Genomic DNA, 18167 nt, shown 5'->3' on the forward strand with positions numbered 1-18167 from the left:
ACTGATGCTCGAATTTTGGTATTCCGAACGCTGCTCCCGTGAAATCAGACTCATCTGTAGTATTGGCGTATGTATCAGTATTTATTTCTGTTCTCGCATTGCTGAACTTGCACCACTCTGGGTGGGGTTAAGTCTAGTATTGGGCGTTTTGATTCATGTCCTGTTTACTCAATTTCTCAAGTTGGCAGCTTCCCCCCCTTATCGAATCACGCTTCGCAATGGAATTTATATTTTCCAACTGTTTGCACTGTTAAGCTTAACCTACGTATTACCAGAACAGCATAAATGGGTGCTGTGGTTACAATGTATTGGCTTTCATGCTCTTGGACTGTTTTTGGTTTCAATTTATAGCAACCGTGCCAAACGCCATGCTTAGCGTTACTCACGAATATTGGATCGCATATCCTTTACATAAAAAGACCGTTTATCTATCTTAAATAAACGGTCTTTTTATCTGCTTATTACAGTTTAGTTTAATGATCTAAACGGTAATAACTATATTGCACATTGGCATTTTTATAAACGGCATAACCTGTTTGTTTAAAATCAGAAACCCAACCTGAACCAGAATAACCTGCAATATGCCCATAAGTATGACCTTTAGTACGGTCAATAATATAGATATCACCTTTTTTAGGCTGGTCAAAGGATGGACTAATACGACGGTAACCTAGTCGCTCTAGCGTATTGCCCCAATCTGCGGCAGCAACTGGATGGTTTTGAACATTGGCTCCAGCAGACTGCAACGCAAGACGAATGCTTTTGGCACATTTCTGGGTACTGGTACGACGCGTAATATTACTGAGTTTCTGGGTAAATTTGTCAATATCAATACGCTGTGCATTGTTCGAAGTATAATTACGACTGCGCTCTGTGTTCATGCGTTTATTATCAGGTTTTTGTTGCGCATTGGAACGAATAATGATTTGTGTTTCGGCAGGAGCATGAACATCACTCATACCCGTATTAACATCATAAATCATCTTTAAACCTCTAACTTCTTACATCAGACACACAAATCTTCGAACGCTGATAGTAGCCCGTGAAATTTAATTTTTCAGGCGTAAAATGTAAAAAAATATAAATATGTAAACAAAGCGTTGCTAATTGCTTATTTTTACGACGTTTATGCAATAGATTCTCATTATCTTTTTGGTTAAATTTTAATCAAATCTCAAAACTGTATGATTTGTCGTTTGCTCTACATTTTTATCGTTTCTACCTTATTTTGGGTATAATCATCACCATATTTTAGAATTTATATTGGGAAGATTAAGCTAATCCGTGACAGATTTGCTTGCCCAAAGGCTTATTTGAGAGTTTTATGAAGACGTATTTAGACCTACTACAACACATCCTCGATCACGGTGGTGATAAAGGCGACCGTACTGGTACAGGTACGCGCTCGGTATTCGGTCATCAAATGCGTTTTGACCTGAATCAAGGCTTCCCTTTACTGACCACCAAAAAAGTTCATTTTCGTTCAATTGTGATTGAATTGTTGTGGTTCCTTAAAGGGGATACCAACGTAAAGTATCTACAAGACAATAAAGTCAGCATTTGGGATGAATGGGCAACCGCAGAACAAACTGCTCGCTTTGGTCGCCCTGAAGCTGAATTGGGTCCTGTTTATGGCCATCAATGGCGTAACTTTGGTGCAACCAAACTTGAAAATGGACTGTATGCGCAAGATGGTTTTGACCAAATTTCATGGTTGATCAATGAAATTAAAACCAATCCCAATTCACGCCGCTTAATTGTGTCGGGTTGGAATCCACAAGAAGCAGGACAAGTGGCATTACCACCATGCCATACCCTGTTCCAGTTCTTTGTCCAAGATGGCAAATTATCTTGCCAGTTATATCAACGTAGTGCCGATGTGTTCTTAGGCGTGCCATTTAACATTGCCAGCTATGCCTTACTGACGCATATGGTGGCGCAAGTGTGTGGTTTAGGTGTTGGCGATTTTGTTTGGACTGGGGGTGATACGCACCTCTATGCCAACCATTTTGAACAAGCCAAACTACAACTGAGCCGTGAACCTTTAAGCCTGTGTCAATTAAAACTGAACCCTGAGATTCAAGATATCTTTGATTTCAAATTTGAAGACATTGAAATTGTCGGCTATGAGTCACACCCAGGCATTAAAGCCCCTGTTGCCGTTTAAGCTTCAGGCAGGATGCTTTCTGCATAGAAGGCATCTTTTTTCCAAATATTTCGACAGGTTAGTGATTAATGACATTCCAGAATTTAGAAGTTGTGCATGTCGTGGCAATGGATCAGCAACGCTGTATCGGCAAAGCCAATGATTTACCTTGGCATATTCCAGCCGATCTCAAGCATTTTAAAGCCATCACTCAAGGTGGTGTGGTGGTGATGGGTCGTAAAACCTTAGAGTCGATGGGACGGACCTTACCCAAGCGTGTCAATTGGGTCATTACCCGTGATCCAAACTGGTCTTTTGAAGGCACAAAGGTGGCTTACAGTATTGAAGATGCACTGAGCCAAGCCGTTGTAGATGTACAAGCCTCAGAAAAACCTGAGAGCATCTTTATTATCGGTGGGGGTGAAATCTTTAAACAAACCATGACTATTACAGACCGTCTGGAATTGACCCACGTTGAACTTGATGTACAAGGTGATGCATATTATCCTGAAATTCCAGCCGAATTTAAAAAAGTAAGCTCAGAAAAACAACAAGATGAAAATACTGGGATCGTGTTTGAGTTTGCAACCTATACCAAATAACTGTTCAAAATGAGTGGCTGAGTATGCAGCAAAAAGGATCAGGTACATTGTTGTTGAAAACGCTGCAATGGTTGATCCACTGTATTTTCAGCCTGTTTGTACTGTTATCTTCAATTTGGCTATGCCTTGCACTCTGGATTCAACAACCTATTCATGCTGTTGTGACCTATGCCCTAATTTTAGCGTGGGCCTGCTTTTCACTCAGCATCTTAGGCATTTATTTTAGCCAGCACCTCATCAGTCGCAATAAAGATATTCTGCTGTATATGTTTGGCTTTATATTGGCATTAGGATGGTACTTTGGCTTAGAAGCTCGACAAGACCGTGATTGGAATCCCGAAGTTTCTCGTTTGCTGAGTTATCAAATTAGCGGGCATCAAGTTACTTTGCACAATGTTCGAGACTTTCACTGGCATGCCGATGGTAGTTATAGCGCTGCATGGCAAACGCGAGTTTTAGATTTAAATCAAATTACAGGGGTAAACATTATTACCTCCTATTGGACAGGTCCGCAGATTGCCCATACTTTGGTCAGTTTTGATTTTTCCGATACCGCCCCGCTTACATTTTCCATCGAAATTCGCAAAGAAAAAGGCGAAGAATTTTCCGCAATCGGGGGATTTTTTCGAAAATATGAACTGAATTTAGTGGCGTCCAATGAAACTGACATTATTTACACCCGTAGCAATATTCGCCATGAGCAGGTCTATTTTTTCCCTACCAAGATGTCAAAAGCACAAAGCCAAGCCCTGTTTCTTGAATACCTGAACAAAGCCAGTGAATTGGCGCAACAACCCAAATGGTATAATACGCTCAGCAGTAACTGCACCACGCTGGTGTTTGACATGATTCAAGAAGTTACGCAAAAACCCTTACCTATGGATTATCGTCTATTGGCTTCAGGTTATTTACCCAATTATCTCTACGATTTACATGCGATTTCACACAGTTACAGTATGCACGAATGGTATCGTCAGGCGCATGTGAACCCCAAAGTGCAATCCTTAACTTCAATCCAAAACTATTCCAATGCCATTCGGCAAGGATTACCGAGCCATTAATTTTTCACCACGCTCTCAAATACGTCAGAATAAATACGATATTCAACTAGAAATTTGAACACAGTTTGTTTATAAATTAAAAATAAAGTTAAAAAAACTGGAAATACAACATGTTAAAAAAAACTTTAAGTGTTGCCCTACTCGGGTCTGCATTGCTTTTTGCAGGCTGTCAAACTATGTCTACTCCTTCAACCAGTGAAATAAATCAGCTACAGCAACTGCAAAATCGTACTTGGATTGTGACGCAAATTGGCTCACAAATGATTCAGACTGCGCCGACAGCACGCAATATCCCAAGCCTTCAATTTGATGAAGCCACTCAACGTGTTTCTGGTGCAGATGGTTGTAACCGTCTGATGGGAAGCTATCAGGCGACAGGCGACACTCTGGTATTTTCACAAATGGCTTCGACCAAAATGGCGTGTATTGATAATACCCTGCCGAATCAATTCAACACCGCACTAGCGAACGTGACCAATTATCAAGTGTATAACAACACGCTCAAGTTACTGGATCGTCATGGCAATCTATTAATTGAATTTACCAGAGCAAAACAACCGCGTTAGTTTTTGTTGATCAGGGTCTGTATTACAGACCTTTTTCATTTTTACAACCAACATTACATCTGTGTGCCACAAAATTCGCTTATCGTGGTCATTTATATTCAGAAGAGGAAAAATTCATGCAACAAGCATTATTGGGTGGTGGTTGCTTTTGGTGTGTCGAAGCAGTATTTCTTCCATTAAAAGGCGTGACTCGAGTGGTCAGTGGTTATGCAGGTGGCATCACTGAAAATCCAAGCTATGAAGACATCTGTCGAGGAGATACAGGACATGCCGAAGTGATTCTAATCGACTTCGATGAAAGCCAAATTCAATACTCGCAATTGCTTGAAGTATTTTTTGCTACACATGACCCAACCACGTTAAACCGTCAAGGCAATGATATTGGTACGCAATATCGCTCAGTGATTTATTACTTCAACCCAGAGCAGCAACAAGTAGCAGAACGAATCATTCAGGAATTAAAAGCCCAAGGCATCAATATTGTCACTGAAGTGACCCTTGCACCACAGTTTTACCCTGCCGAGGAGTATCACCAAAATTACTTTGCTCGCAATCCGACTCAAGGTTACTGTAATTTCGCTATACCGCCAAAACTGCTGAAATTACACAGTAAGTTTCAGTCCCTACTCAAAAGCGAATAAATAGCGAATAAAAAAGCGACCGCTATGGTCGCTTTTTTCGCATCAGGGATGCTTAATTTTCACTGACAAAAGCAATATCACTGAGTCCGGCTTCACTCGCACGTGACATCACTTGTGCAACAGTATCATAGCGTGATTCTTTATCTGCACGTAACTGTACGGTTGGCTTCTGTGCGGCTTGACCTGCCTCATTAAAACGAGTCTGTAACTCATCTAAACTAATGATTTGGTCATTCCACGCCACTTCACCATTGGCATTAATACTGACTGTAATTGCTTCAGGTGGTGGATTAACAATATCCGCAGTGGTTTTTGGCAAGGTTAATGGAATTGATGGGTTGGCAACGGTTGCAGTCACCAAGAAGATGATCATCAATACCAACATAATATCGATGAGCGGAATGAGATTCATCTCATTCATGCCCGAATCGTTGTCTTCACCCAATTGAAAAGCCATTAAGCTTGACCTCCAACTAAACCTTGTTGTGTCGCTTTCACTTCAACTTTTTGCGTTGTTGTTTCTTGCTGTAACATGGTGTCAATCAATAAGTTATGCGCTTGATCTTGCAATTCATTTGACAAAGTACGGTTGGCACGTACACAAATGTTGTACGCCAATACCGCAGGAATCGCAACGGCCAAACCTAAACCCGTCATGATCAGTGCTTCACCCACAGGGGTTGCCACTTGAGCTAAGCCCGCTTGACCACTTTTACCCACAGCAACGAGCGCGTGGAAAATCCCCCAAACCGTACCAAATAAACCCACGAAAGGGCCAATTGAAGCAATTGTACCTAAAACCGATATACCTTTTTCTGCATTGGCCTTTTCTATAGAAATTTGACGCAATAGCGCTTGTTCTGCAACTGCTTTACGCTGTTCAAAACTTAAAGGTGCCAATTTTGCTTTCAGCTTGGTTAATGCTGCTGCAAGTTGAGCATGTGCTTGTTGTTTAAGTTGACGTGTGCCCATCAGACGTAAAATAAAAATCGTCCATGTTGCGATAGACATTGCCAATAATACGAAATACAGGGTTTTACTCACTGCATCCGCATGTTGCCAATAAACTGAAAAGTTCATACTCGAACTCCTAAAATAGTTAGCCGTTAGGATTCAATGTCAATTCAAATGGTTGTTGTGCTCGAATAGGGTAAGCAACACCATTTTCCTTGTACGGTTTGAATTTTGCACTACGCACAGAGCGTAAAATCTTTTCATCTAAAGCTGGAACACCTGTCGACTTGGTCACACGCGCATTGGTAATTTTGCCCTTCTCATCGGCTTCAATGAGAATGATGATGCTGCGCGTTTCACCCTTCAAGTCACTATTGCTATAACTTGGCTTTGGTGAACGACTCCATTGCACACCCGATCCACCAATTGAAACACTTTTGGTTGTTGGCGTAGGGGCTACTTTTTCTGCAACAGGTTCAGCCACTGGTGCAGGTTTACTGACCACTTTGGTTTCGACCGCTGGGGTACTCACCACGGCTGGTTTCTGCGGTTGTACGGTAGGCTGTGTGACAGGTTTGACAGTTTCTGCTTTTTTAACTTGTTGAACTTTTTCCACCTTCTTCGGCGGTTGTAGCTGAGGTTTTTCCACCACTTTAACCTCTTTTACCTCCTTTGGCTTAGGCTGTTCTTTTTTCGGTTCAGCTTTCGGCTTTGGCGGTAAAGGCTTTGGTTGTTCTTGAATTTTGACAAATCGTACTTTTAATGGCTCTTTTTCCACTTTAGGAAGTTCAGGCGCTTTCATTTGGCTGACCGCCCACAATACCCCAACATGCCCAATGGCAACTGCAATTAAGGCTGAGATGATTTTCTTTTTCATCGGATTAGGAGCTTGCATATGCATAGAGGGGGTAGAAATTTGACTCATTAGAATCTATGACCTAAAAGAAGCGACTGCTCACGACATTTTAATCGTGGATTTAACAATCAAGCTCATCGGTTAGTACAATTAAAGTATCGCAATAATAAATGAGAAGTGTTTTCATTTGCAACTATTAATTTCACTGTTTTAATGAGTTTTTTGAATCAAAATAAAAAAGGACCGTTAAAAAACTGGTCCTTTTTCGTATAGGCTAAAAATAGTTATTGGAAAACAACTGTTTTATTGCCATCGACAATAATACGGTCTTCTAAATGCCATTTTACTGCACGTGCCAAAACATTACGTTCAACGTCCTGCCCCAATTCACGCAATTGCTCAACAGTAAAGTCGTGATTCACACGCTCAACATCCTGCTCAATAATGGGCCCTTGGTCTAAATCAGCCGTCACATAGTGAGCCGTAGCGCCAATCAGCTTCACGCCTTTCTCATGTGCTTGTTTATATGGATTTGCGCCAACAAAAGCAGGTAAGAAAGAATGGTGAATATTGATGATTTTCATTTCCCAGTGCTTCACAAACTCTTCATCCAGAATTTGCATATAACGCGCTAAAACAAGCAAATCATTGCCTTGCATCAATTCATCAATTTTTGCGTAGGCTTCACGTTTGTTTTCTTTAGTTACTGGAACCACTTCAAACGGAATACCGAAGTTTTCTACCGCTTCACGTAAATCAGGATGATTCGAAACAACCTTCGTGATTTCACATGGTAAGCCGCCACGTGCATGACGCCATAACAGCTCAAGCAAAGCATGGTCAACTTTAGAAACTAAAATACCCACTTTTTTCACATCGCTAACCAAGGTCAAACGCCATTGCATGGCGTAGCGCTCTGCAACGTTTACCGCAAAAGTTTGGATCAAGCTTTCTTTGCGTGTTTGCAAATGGTCTAATTCGAACTCAACTCGCATGAAATAACGCCCGCCCGAAGCTTCCGTTGCGTATTGATCAAGTGCGGTAATATTTGCTCCCTGATGATACAAAAAGCTCGATACAGCCTGCACGATCCCTGGCTTATCTTCACAAGTAATCAGTAAGCGTGCTGTGTTGGCAGTTGTCATGTTCATGTTGGTTCTTGTTACACCTAATTTCAATAAGCCGAGTATTCTAGCGCGTTTTACACGCTGACTAAATAGCTGGTTTCAGCTTCAATTGTTTTTCGCAAGTGAGAGACTGGCAAATAGTTCAGAAGGACCAAAACTTTCCAGTAATCGCTCATAGGTTTCACGGCTTTCGCCACGTAAATAAGCGCCTTCAAGGAACACCATTTGACGTAAGGCTTGCCACACCCATTTTTCTTCCAAATGGTTAGAGTCACTGATGTGTCCCGACATATATAAGAAGTTGGTCCAGTTGGTTAACACAATCCATAAATTAATGACCAAAGCCTCAATTTCTGAAGGAGTCATTTGCATTAGCCCCGCATCTACAAAGGCCTGATAAATTTTCTGACCTTGTTGCATGACCTGCCCCGCAAAACGTGGGTACATTTTGCGAAAATCTTCATTATTTTCAACCAAGTGATAAACATCACGATGCAAAAAGCGATAAGCCCACAACTGGTTACTTAAGACTTGGAAATAACTAATTTTGTCATTTACGTCCAAAGCACGATCATCCGGTAGTGCGAGCATTTCCAGTGTTTCTTTCTGGTACTGCTCCATCAACTCTTTAATAATTTCGTTTTTATTGCGAAAGTGGTAATACAAATTGCCGGGGCTCATGCCCAATTCAGCAGCAATATGATTGGTCGTGACCGAGCGTTCACCACGTTCATTAAACAACTGCAAACTCAATTGCAAAATGCGTTCTTTGGTTTTCACCGTTTTGGAGTGAGACATCCTAAAGTAACCATATATTCAATGGGTTAGAAAACTAACACAGTAAGTGACTTGACTATTTAGAGTATTTGCTCTAAAAATTAATTATCCGCTTTAATGTAACTGGTAACGCGTCATGAACAGTCAAACAAAAACAACAGCAATGACACCGCATGCTTTTGATCTTCAATACTTACACGACGTACTTGAACAACAAAAGCATGCTTACCAACGTTATCCTTTACCAACAGCAAAGGAACGTATTGATCGTTTAGCACGGCTTAAGCGTATCTTGGTTAAGTACCAAGATCAATTCGCTGAAGCAATCAACCTCGATTATGGTAACCGTTCTATCGCCGAAACCAAAATCGGTGAATTACTCACTTGCTTAGAGCAGATTAAATATTATAGCAAGCATTTAGCAAAATGGATGAAGCCCTCTAAGCGACACGTCGGAATCATCCATCAACCTGCTAAAGCTTGGGTGCAATATCAGCCTTTAGGCATCATCGGGATTATTGCGCCTTGGAACTATCCTTTATTGCTCTCAGTTGGCCCTCTCATTTGTGCTTTGGCTGCTGGCAACCATGCCATGATTAAAATTTCAAGTTCATCCAGTAATTTTGGTCGTGTACTTGAACTGGCTTTATCTGAAATTTTCCCACAAGAGTTGGTGGCAGTGATTAATGGTGGTGGCAGCATTTCAGATGCCTTTAGCCATCTGGCTTTTGATAAAATTGTATTTACAGGCTCCACCAATGTTGGCAAGACTGTGATGGCAGCAGCATCGGAAAACTTAGTCCCTGTAATTCTGGAACTGGGGGGTAAATCCCCAGTCTTGGTTCATCCATCAATTGATTTAGAGGATGTCGCACAGCGAATTGCTGTAGGAAAACTGTGGAATGCAGGTCAAACCTGTGTGGCTCCAGATTTTATGTTCCTGCCAAAAGGCAAAACTCAGGAATTTATTGAAAAGTTTCAAGCTTGCGTTTTAGAAATGTATCCGCATTTTAAAGACAATCAGGATTACACCTCTATTATTAATGACAAGCAATACCGACGTATTCAAGGCTATCTGGAAGATGCTCAAGCGCATGGTGCACAAATTATAGCGATCAACCCACTGCATGAAGACCTGCACGAAGTGCGTAAAATTGCGCCAACCATTGTCGCAGGCGTGACGCCAAACATGCAGATTATGCAAAATGAGATCTTTGGTCCGCTTTTACCGATCATGGAATATGATCAAATAGATGATGTAATCGACTTTATTAATAGCCGTCCTCGTCCACTTGCTTTATACTACTTCGACTTTGATCAGGCGCGTGCAGATTATGTCGCACAGCGTACCCATTCAGGGCATTTTGGACAAAACACGGTATTAACCCATGTTGCACAAGACGATTTACCCTTCGGTGGCGTTGGTGCATCAGGAATGGGCAAGTATCATGGTCCAGAAGGTTTCTTCAGTTTGTCGCATGAACGGTCTATGATGTCGAATCCAAAGCTGTACAGCTTTAAATACATCCTCCCACCGTTTAATAAGCCGATTCACAAATTGATTTTGAAAACTCTTCTTCGCTAAGTGATCAAGGCATGATCTATCGCATCAGATCATGTCCCGTTTTATCAAAAATCGCTTGTCTTTTAAGCGCATTTTTGTTATAAAACGCCCCTTGAATGATTTCATCCGTTTACTTTTAATGACTAGCGCACAATCGGTGCTGTCTAGCAATGGAGTTCACCATGTCTAAGGTTTGCCAAGTTACCGGCAAGCGTCCAGTCGTTGGCAACAACGTCTCGCACGCCAATAACAAAACCAAACGCCGGTTCGAGCCGAACCTGCATCACCACCGTTTTTGGTTAGAAAGCGAAAAACGTTTCGTACGTCTTCGTTTAACCACTAAAGGTATGCGTATTATCGACAAATTGGGCATTGAGAAGGTTGTTGCTGACCTACGTGCTCAAGGTCAAAAGATCTAAGGAGTCTGAACCATGCGTGATAAAATTCGCTTAGTTTCTACTGCGGGTACAGGTTATTTCTATACCACGACTAAGAACAAACGTACTATGCCGGAAAAAATGGAAATCAAAAAATTTGATCCAAAAATCCGTCAACACGTAATCTTCAAAGAAGCTAAAATCAAGTAATTTTAGTTTCTTTAAAAAAACGACCTAATCTTAGGTCGTTTTTTTTTGCATTTTTTTTATGCATCTTGATAAACTTAAAACAATTTTTGGCATTCTTTGTGCTTATTTTCTTTTCACCCTTAACCCGTGTTTAAGGAGTTTTTAGTGCCGCATAATGTAGATCTCATCATATTACTGGCTTTTGGGTTTGGGCTCGCACTTATTTTTGGTTATCTTGCTGCCCGTTTACGCCTCCCTCCTCTAATTGGGTATTTAGTTGCTGGCATTATTATTAGCCCGAACACCCCAGGAATTGTTGCGGACATTCAACTGGCCAACCAACTTGCCGAACTGGGCGTCATGTTTCTGATGTTCGGGGTCGGCATGCACTTTTCGCTGAATGATCTTTTACAAGTTCGACGGATTGCACTACCAGGTGCCATTTTACAAATTGCCGTGGCAACGCTATTAGGTATTGGGGTTTCCATGCTTTGGGGCTGGAGCTTTGGTTCAGCTCTGGTGTTCGGTCTGAGTTTATCTTGTGCCAGTACCGTCGTATTACTCAAAGCTCTAGGTGATCGCGGTCTACTCAATTCGGTCAATGGCAAAATTGCGGTAGGCTGGCTCTTGGTTGAAGACTTGGTGATGGTCTTGGTTTTGGTCCTATTACCAGCAACAGCGGTATTGCTGGGTGGTGAGTCCATGACTGCTCATGGCGGCAATAATAATATTTGGCTCACATTAGGGCTAACATTATTAAAAGTCGCAGGTTTCATTGCCTTTATGCTGATTGTGGGTAAACGTTTAGTGCCCATGATTATGCAAGTGGTTGCGCGTTTGGGTTCTCGTGAGCTTTTCACTCTGACCGTGGTTGCCGCAGCCGTTTCGATTGCATTTGGTGCCTATAAAGTCTTTGGCGTTTCTATGGCTCTTGGCGCATTCTTTGCTGGTATGGTGGTAAAAGAATCTGATTTTAGCCATCGTGCCGAAGAAGAAACCCTGCCTTTACGTGAAATCTTCTCGATTCTATTTTTCGTTTCGGTTGGTATGCTGTTTGATCCACGTATTTTATGGGAACAACCAGAACATGTTTTGGCAGTCGTTGCGATTATTATGGTTGGTAAAACCATTGCTGCGATGGCACTGGTACTGTTTTTCCGCTATCCAATCAATACCGCCCTTACCGTTGGCGCGAGTTTGGCGCAAATTGGAGAGTTCTCCTTTATTCTTGCCACTCTAGGACTATCGTTAAAACTACTTTCTCTGGAAGGGCAAAACTTGATTTTGGCAGGTGCGCTCATTTCCATTACCTTAAACTCCTTTGTTTTCTCTGCGATAGAACCCATTCAAAACTGGATTCGTGAGCGCTCATCTCTGGCACGCTTGCTAGAACGCAGTGGCGACCCATTAGCGATGCTACCCGATGAAGTTTCACAAGATTATTTACGGGATCAGGTGGTCATTGTCGGGCATGGTGAAGTCGGACGTCGCATTACCAAAACACTTATGGCGGAAGACATTAAAGTGGTGATTGCGGAAGAAAACCGTGAAATTGTGGAAAATCTGCGTGAAAAAGGTATCGCTGCTGTTTGTGGTGTTGCAACCGAACCTGGAGTACTGATTCAAGCCCATATTCAACATGCGCGCTTATTGGTGCTTTCGCCTATGGATATTATTGATATCCATAAAATTGTTGATATTGCCAAAACTCTAAATCCGCAAATTCAGGTGCTGATTTGTGCAGAAAGCAAACAAGAAGCTGACGTTATCCGTAGAGAAAACATTGGCGATGTGTATTTTGCCAAAGAAGAAATGGCGAAAAATATGAGCAATCATATTCTCAATCAAATTGAAATTGCACATCATCAAGCCCCCAGCCATTAAGCATCTTTCTCAATCTTGAACATAAAAAAAGCGCACCTCATGTGCGCTTTTTAGCCAATGTAGATTAGCTCATAAACTGTGGTTTTTCGTCCACAACCTCGGCTTGCCATTCATTCACTTGTTTTTCAAGCAAGCTAAATAAAGCGGCCTGAATCATGTGCTGTGCAATCACGGCGGTTTGGTCACCCAATAACGCTTTAACTTCATCGTTAAACTGAATTTTGACCAAAGGTTCTTTTTCTGAGCCTGCATTTCGCAACGCCAACTCACCACCTTCAAGTTGAACCAACTCTAGAACCGCGTCCTGATTCCCAAATAATTCTTTCAATTGCTCTATAGACATATGTTCCTCCATGTTCAACATGGTGGCAAAGGCCTGTTGCACTTTGCATCGCTTAGACTAATTAATATCGGGTCAAAAATCTAAACTTCAAGCACTCGCCATCTTTTCCTTAAAATTCGACCATTTCGTTACGAAAACCATCAATCAACTGACTCAAATCACGATGCCACTCACGTAAAATTTTCGTATCTGGCAACCATGCCTGAGGCGATTGCGTCACCTTAATAATTAAGTTGGAAGACGTTTCATCTTCTGGTTCTGGCGCACTTGGTTCTGGCGCATACTGACACATCCGATAAGCACGTTTCAGTTCTGCAATAAAGCCATCTTTCGAGAGCTGCTGCATAACCACCACTTCGGGAGAAACCTGCCCCTTAGCAGCCATGTGTTCTTCAATGGACTTCAATGTTGGCTGAAAGTCATTGAGACGGTAATAACGTACCAACTCCTGCAAGAATGCAAGCACTGCACCATGTAAATGAAAAACCGCAGCTTCACGGCAAGCTTGAGCTTGTTGAATATGATCGATTTGCTCTGCTTGCTGGCACGACAAACGTGCAAAATATAATTTCTGGTTGGTTCGGTCGGCATGAAAGCGAGCTACACGGGACATACAATTTTCCTAATTTCTTGGCATGTGTTACAGCTCTAAGATTAAACTTAATTGAATTCAATACACAATAAAAAATTACACCGCATCCAATTCTACCCAATAAATTTTTCTTCGAGCTGGCATATTCACAGGAGGATAAATGGGCCTAACATTTTCAATGATCCAAGCCCAATAGCCATCTTTCCAATAGCTCGCTTTAGCCTGTTCAATCTCACTTTTCTGCCAAGCATGAACAGATGAAATATCCACCCATGCAACCGCTCGACCTAATTCTTCATCTCCATACTGATTCAGATAATGCGTATTTTCAACAATGATTAAATCTTTAAGAGGAAGCTCTTTGGGGCGCCATGAACGTATTTCCAAGGTTTTTATCCCTTCAGCAATATAGGTTCCCGATGGCGCAACAATCGATAAAGCAGGATAAATTCTTCTCATTATTTTCCCATAAAAAAAGGAGCATCTATTGCTCCTCTTTACTTATGCTTCTGGCTTCTCAGGCTTATTTTCCGCCTGCTTTACACGAATACCTGTCCCATGTAAACGTAAGGTATTTAAAGCTTTAATCGCTTTCACAGCTTCACGACCATGCGGCATATCTACAAAAGCAAAGCCTTTAGATTTACCTGTTTCGGCATCCAGCACCAATTGACAGGTCTCTACTGTGCCATATTGTTGAAACAGTTTCAGTAACTCAGCTTCTGTCACGGTACGTTCTAAATTACGAACTAAAATTTTCATTTAACAACCTTCAAAAATAGGCAAAATCATCAAAAAGCAATCGCCTACGCTACTTTCTGAACATTGCACATCAAATACAACATTGGAATCCACTTAGTTTAATCGAGATTAATCCCAAAATCTAAATTAATCGACTGCCGCTCAATTAAGGCACTTTTAACCGTTTGTTGGCGGGGTTTATGATGCGTTTCCAAGGTACATAAATTTCGGGTGAGATCATTTAAGAAATAGCTGTCGACTTTACGCCCTTGTTCATCCACCACATCTCGTGCCCACAAATTCAGATTTTGCTTGGTGAGAATAAGTTCATTCTGCGCACGAGTCAGTGCCACATAGAGCACCCGACGTTCTTCCTCAACTGCATCAAAATCTCCCTGAGCACGTGCATGTGGGTACTGCCCAGCCGTCACATTCGCGACATAACACACTTTCTGTTCTGTCCCTTTAGCAGAATGAATGGTTATGAGGGTCACCACATCTGTATCGGACTGGCGTTCAATTTCAGAAATTGAGACAGGATCAAGTACATACTCCTCAAGAAACTCACTCAATTGCCCATGTTTGGACGCCAATTGTTTGACCAGTTCAAAGTCACCTTGGCGACGGTTCCAGTCTTTTTTGTAGTTCTCAGCCAATTGAGCTTCAAGGGCTTGAATCCCTAAACTGACACACGCTTGCACGTCTTGCTTCAGCACCGTCATCTGTTTCATCAACAATAAGGTTTCAGCAGGAATGCGCCCAAACTGTTCTAATTGATTAAAAATCAGTTCCAATTCGGGTTCAAGTAACAGTTGTTGCGCCAAACGACTCGCCCCCACATCACCCACCCCATTCCACAAGGTGAGAAAACGCATCCACGCAATATCATCTAAAGGATTGGCAATTACCCGTAGCAAACTAAGCAAATCTTTCACATGCGCAGTTTCAAGCAATTTCATGCCGCCAATAAAACGGTAAGGAACATTGGCCGCTATACACGCCGCTTCAATATGCCGCGCCGCAAAGCTTGAGCGCACTAACACCATATGATCCGACCATTTTTGCCCCTGCAAATAATGGCGCTCTTTAATATCAATCGCGATCCATTTGGCTTCATCAAATTCATTCGGGAAAATATGCATGCGGGGTTTCACACCTTCCCCCCGATAAGCATCTAGACGCTTGTCATATTGAATCTCAGATTGATCGAGCAGCCAATTGGAGAGGTCTAAAATTTCTTGGGTGGAACGATAGTTTTGCTCCAATTTAAACACTTGGGCATTCGGCACGCGCTCTTTAAAATGGTGAATATTTTCAAAATCCGCCCCGCGAAAACCATAAATGGACTGCGCGTCATCTCCCACACAGAACAGACTCACTTGCTCTTTCAGCGGTTCAAGCAAGGCCCATTGCAAGGGATTGGTGTCCTGCATCTCATCCACCAGCATGTGCTTACAGATGGATGCCACATAATCAACCAAGCCCTCGGACTGATCGAGTGCTGAGGCGACAATCGCCAGAATATCGTCATAGTCTAGAAAGCTACGCGCACGCTTACGTGACTCATACTCTTGCATGATCTTGGCAATTTGATCTTTAAATGCCAAATATTCAGGATGTTGCTTTTCTAAAGCATCGCTCAACTTCTGACGGGTATTGCGCGCAAAAGAATAGAGATCACATAACTCTTGGGGCTTAGGCAACTGATTGGGATTTTTCTTGTCATCTTTTCCGCGAATTAAACGGAACATCATCAGTTGATCATCTCGATCAATAATCGAAAATTGCTCTAAACCAAAGGCTTTCGGCACACGGCGCAGCAGGTACATACAAAAAGTATGAAAAGTCGATGCGCGAAGTCCTTTGGCTTGCTCACCCAAAGCTAACTCGACCCGTGCCACAATTTCACTGGCTGAACGACGAGTAAATGTTAAAATTTGAATTTGATTGGCAGGAACCCCTTGCTCAATGAGATAGGCAGCACGTGCCACAATGGTTTTCGTTTTGCCACAGCCAGCCCCTGCGAGCACCAGACTGTGTTGCGACTCAGTCGTGGCAGCTTGTTTTTGTTGCGGGTTTAATTCATCAATTAGGCTGGCTAAACTCATGGTGTCTCATCGTGCTAGGTAGATGAATAGTTTAACAGAGCTATAGATAAATTATGAATTTTAGCCTGATGATCATGGCATAGTTTGATCTGCAACAAATAAGCCAATCAAAATAAATCCTTACAGATCAATAACGACAATAGAATGGGCTTTTTTTAAACCAAAGCAATTTAAATCAACCAAAATGTCTGAATTTAATTTATACAATCCATCCAGACGGATATGCCAATTTTTAATTTCAAAAAAATTTGATACGAGACAAACCAGCATGGTTGCCATTCGCTGGATTGGGGGATAGAGACATATCCTCAATCCAACAAAGGATTTTTTGTTACTTTTCATCCTTAAAAAGTAAGGCATTGCCTACACAACAATCTTTAAATTTATTGAAAATAATGTGGTTGTTAGGGCGTTAGGGCTAAGATCCTAGCAACATTCTGACAAGTTCTTTCCAAATTCTTCTCAGCATTTTCTAATGCTGTTTGCAAATCACAAGCACCATCCATAATACCCAAAATCGCAGTAAAACCTTCTGCATAGAGTTGCTCTATGCCCTCACCCACATAGCCTGCACAGGCAATCACTGGTTTATTCAGTCGTTTTGCCACTTGTGCCACACCAAACGGTGTTTTGCCAAATTTGGTTTGAAAATCTATGCCGCCTTCACCTGTAAAGACGTAATCTGCTCGTTCAATTTTTTCAGCCAATCCTGTTTCTTCTATCACAATTTCCACTCCTGAACGGATGTTTGCGCCCGCAAATGCCATTAAGCCAAAACCCAAACCACCTGCGGCGCCGGCTCCTGCAAAGTCGGCATAATCAAGCTGGAGCTGTGCTTTAACCAAGTCAGCAAAATGCGCTAAATTTCGCTCCAGTTGCTCAACCATTGCTGGGTTGGCCCCTTTCTGTGGCGCAAATACATAAGATGCGCCATGTTCACCACAAAGCGGATTATTCACATCACTGGCAATCAGCATCTCAACTTGTGCCAATCGTACATCTAAGCCCGATAGATCAATCTGGCTAATCTGATGTAATTGACCACCACCCGGAGCAACTTCGTTCCCCTCTACATCTAAAAATCGAACACCAAGCGCTCGGGCCATGCCCATGCCTGCATCATTGGTGACACTGCCACCGAGTCCAATAATGATTTTTTTAACCCCATGATCAAGAGCTAGCTGAATCATTTCCCCCGTTCCGAAAGTTGTCGTCCGTAATGGATTACGCTGTACAGGTGCAAGCAAGTGAATACCATTGGCTTTGGCCATTTCAATCACAGCGGTTCGCCCTTCATCAATCAAGCCAAAATATGTATCGACTTTCTGTTCTATGAAAGGACCCGACACGGTACAGCTCACCATCTCACCTTGCGCAGCAGCAACCAAAGCATCCACCGTTCCCTCACCGCCATCTGCCATCGGGACATGCAGATATTGAGCATCTGGAAAAACACGCTGTAAGCCCCGTTGCATGGCTTGGCAAGCCTGTTGCGCAGTTATACTTTCTTTAAATGCATCTGGAGCAAGCACAAATGTTTTAGGCATAACAGTTCTGTTTTTTAGGATTAATTACACCCGATCATACGCAATAAAAAAGAGTGCATACAGCACTCTTGATCAACATAATCAGCCCTAGT

General features: G+C 42.2%; 22 protein-coding genes. 10 read left to right on the forward strand and 12 right to left on the reverse strand.

All coding sequences use genetic code 11. The features are described 5' to 3' along the window. Positions 1-4: 4 nt before the first annotated feature. A complete protein-coding gene (locus E0H94_RS08965; protein ID WP_131326085.1) occupies positions 5-376 on the forward strand; it encodes a hypothetical protein in 372 nt (123 codons plus the stop codon). A 97-nt stretch (positions 377-473) separates the two neighbouring features. On the opposite strand, the gene E0H94_RS08970 is transcribed toward E0H94_RS08965, so the two are convergent. Next, a complete protein-coding gene (locus E0H94_RS08970) occupies positions 474-983 on the reverse strand; it encodes a CHAP domain-containing protein (protein WP_131326086.1) in 510 nt (169 codons plus the stop codon). Between the two features lie 341 nt (positions 984-1324). Between E0H94_RS08970 and thyA the strand changes: the two genes are divergently transcribed. The 5 genes from thyA to msrA all read left to right on the forward strand — a co-directional run bounded on the left by thyA (position 1325) and on the right by msrA (position 5016). Then, positions 1325-2167, forward strand: coding sequence for a thymidylate synthase (gene thyA / locus E0H94_RS08975; RefSeq protein WP_131326087.1), 843 nt, complete (start codon positions 1325-1327; stop codon positions 2165-2167). A gap of 68 nt (positions 2168-2235) precedes the next feature. Continuing rightward, positions 2236-2748 (forward strand): dihydrofolate reductase, encoded by a 513-nt coding sequence (locus E0H94_RS08980; RefSeq protein WP_131326088.1) that lies wholly within the window; start codon positions 2236-2238, stop codon positions 2746-2748. Between the two features lie 23 nt (positions 2749-2771). After that, positions 2772-3809: a DUF4105 domain-containing protein gene (locus E0H94_RS08985; RefSeq protein WP_131326089.1), complete on the forward strand. Its 1038-nt coding sequence runs from the start codon at positions 2772-2774 to the stop codon at positions 3807-3809. A gap of 110 nt (positions 3810-3919) precedes the next feature. Continuing rightward, entirely contained in the window at positions 3920-4375 is a 456-nt protein-coding gene (locus tag E0H94_RS08990; RefSeq protein WP_131326090.1) for an META domain-containing protein, read from the forward strand. A gap of 116 nt (positions 4376-4491) precedes the next feature. Next, positions 4492-5016: a peptide-methionine (S)-S-oxide reductase MsrA gene (msrA, locus tag E0H94_RS08995; protein WP_131326091.1), complete on the forward strand. Its 525-nt coding sequence runs from the start codon at positions 4492-4494 to the stop codon at positions 5014-5016. 52 nt (positions 5017-5068) lie between these two features. Here msrA and E0H94_RS09000 read toward each other — a convergent pair whose 3' ends face one another. The 5 genes from E0H94_RS09000 to E0H94_RS09020 all read right to left on the reverse strand — a co-directional run bounded on the left by E0H94_RS09000 (position 5069) and on the right by E0H94_RS09020 (position 8751). Then, entirely contained in the window at positions 5069-5473 is a 405-nt protein-coding gene (locus tag E0H94_RS09000) for an ExbD/TolR family protein (protein ID WP_131263975.1), read from the reverse strand. Next, on the reverse strand, positions 5473-6096 hold the full coding sequence (locus tag E0H94_RS09005) for a MotA/TolQ/ExbB proton channel family protein (RefSeq protein WP_131326092.1): 624 nt from the start codon (positions 6094-6096) through the stop codon (positions 5473-5475). The genes E0H94_RS09000 and E0H94_RS09005 overlap by 1 nt, the downstream gene beginning before the upstream one ends. A gap of 19 nt (positions 6097-6115) precedes the next feature. Continuing rightward, positions 6116-6895, reverse strand: a complete 780-nt coding sequence (locus tag E0H94_RS09010; RefSeq protein WP_131326093.1) for an energy transducer TonB — start codon at positions 6893-6895, stop codon at positions 6116-6118. Between the two features lie 215 nt (positions 6896-7110). Further along, entirely contained in the window at positions 7111-7977 is an 867-nt protein-coding gene (purU, locus tag E0H94_RS09015) for a formyltetrahydrofolate deformylase (protein WP_026440903.1), read from the reverse strand. A gap of 81 nt (positions 7978-8058) precedes the next feature. Beyond that, positions 8059-8751: a TetR/AcrR family transcriptional regulator gene (locus E0H94_RS09020; RefSeq protein ID WP_131326094.1), complete on the reverse strand. Its 693-nt coding sequence runs from the start codon at positions 8749-8751 to the stop codon at positions 8059-8061. Positions 8752-8866: 115 nt separating this feature from the next. Between E0H94_RS09020 and E0H94_RS09025 the strand changes: the two genes are divergently transcribed. The 4 genes from E0H94_RS09025 to E0H94_RS09040 all read left to right on the forward strand — a co-directional run bounded on the left by E0H94_RS09025 (position 8867) and on the right by E0H94_RS09040 (position 12744). Beyond that, positions 8867-10315, forward strand: a complete 1449-nt coding sequence (locus E0H94_RS09025) for a coniferyl aldehyde dehydrogenase (RefSeq protein ID WP_131326095.1) — start codon at positions 8867-8869, stop codon at positions 10313-10315. Between the two features lie 161 nt (positions 10316-10476). Then, complete coding sequence (rpmB, locus tag E0H94_RS09030; protein ID WP_000048256.1) at positions 10477-10713, forward strand: 50S ribosomal protein L28; 237 nt, start codon at positions 10477-10479, stop codon at positions 10711-10713. A 12-nt stretch (positions 10714-10725) separates the two neighbouring features. Then, positions 10726-10881, forward strand: coding sequence for a 50S ribosomal protein L33 (gene rpmG, locus E0H94_RS09035; protein WP_003654787.1), 156 nt, complete (start codon positions 10726-10728; stop codon positions 10879-10881). 144 nt (positions 10882-11025) lie between these two features. Further along, a complete protein-coding gene (locus E0H94_RS09040; protein WP_131326096.1) occupies positions 11026-12744 on the forward strand; it encodes a cation:proton antiporter in 1719 nt (572 codons plus the stop codon). Positions 12745-12808: 64 nt separating this feature from the next. Here the strand turns inward: E0H94_RS09040 and E0H94_RS09045 are convergent, their stop codons facing one another. The 6 genes from E0H94_RS09045 to E0H94_RS09070 all read right to left on the reverse strand — a co-directional run bounded on the left by E0H94_RS09045 (position 12809) and on the right by E0H94_RS09070 (position 18075). Next, entirely contained in the window at positions 12809-13087 is a 279-nt protein-coding gene (locus E0H94_RS09045; protein WP_116758647.1) for a hypothetical protein, read from the reverse strand. A gap of 109 nt (positions 13088-13196) precedes the next feature. Further along, positions 13197-13700 (reverse strand): DUF6586 family protein, encoded by a 504-nt coding sequence (locus E0H94_RS09050; RefSeq protein WP_131326097.1) that lies wholly within the window; start codon positions 13698-13700, stop codon positions 13197-13199. Positions 13701-13775: 75 nt separating this feature from the next. Further along, positions 13776-14138: an ASCH domain-containing protein gene (locus E0H94_RS09055; protein WP_131326098.1), complete on the reverse strand. Its 363-nt coding sequence runs from the start codon at positions 14136-14138 to the stop codon at positions 13776-13778. Between the two features lie 42 nt (positions 14139-14180). After that, on the reverse strand, positions 14181-14441 hold the full coding sequence (locus tag E0H94_RS09060) for an RNA recognition motif domain-containing protein (RefSeq protein WP_131326099.1): 261 nt from the start codon (positions 14439-14441) through the stop codon (positions 14181-14183). Between the two features lie 98 nt (positions 14442-14539). Further along, complete coding sequence (locus tag E0H94_RS09065) at positions 14540-16528, reverse strand: ATP-dependent helicase (RefSeq protein ID WP_131326100.1); 1989 nt, start codon at positions 16526-16528, stop codon at positions 14540-14542. 404 nt (positions 16529-16932) lie between these two features. Continuing rightward, a complete protein-coding gene (locus E0H94_RS09070) occupies positions 16933-18075 on the reverse strand; it encodes a glycerate kinase (RefSeq protein ID WP_131326101.1) in 1143 nt (380 codons plus the stop codon). Positions 18076-18167 lie beyond the last annotated feature (92 nt).

Origin of the sequence: Acinetobacter sp. ANC 4173 (assembly GCF_004331255.1) — a bacterium.
Classification (GTDB): domain Bacteria; phylum Pseudomonadota; class Gammaproteobacteria; order Pseudomonadales; family Moraxellaceae; genus Acinetobacter.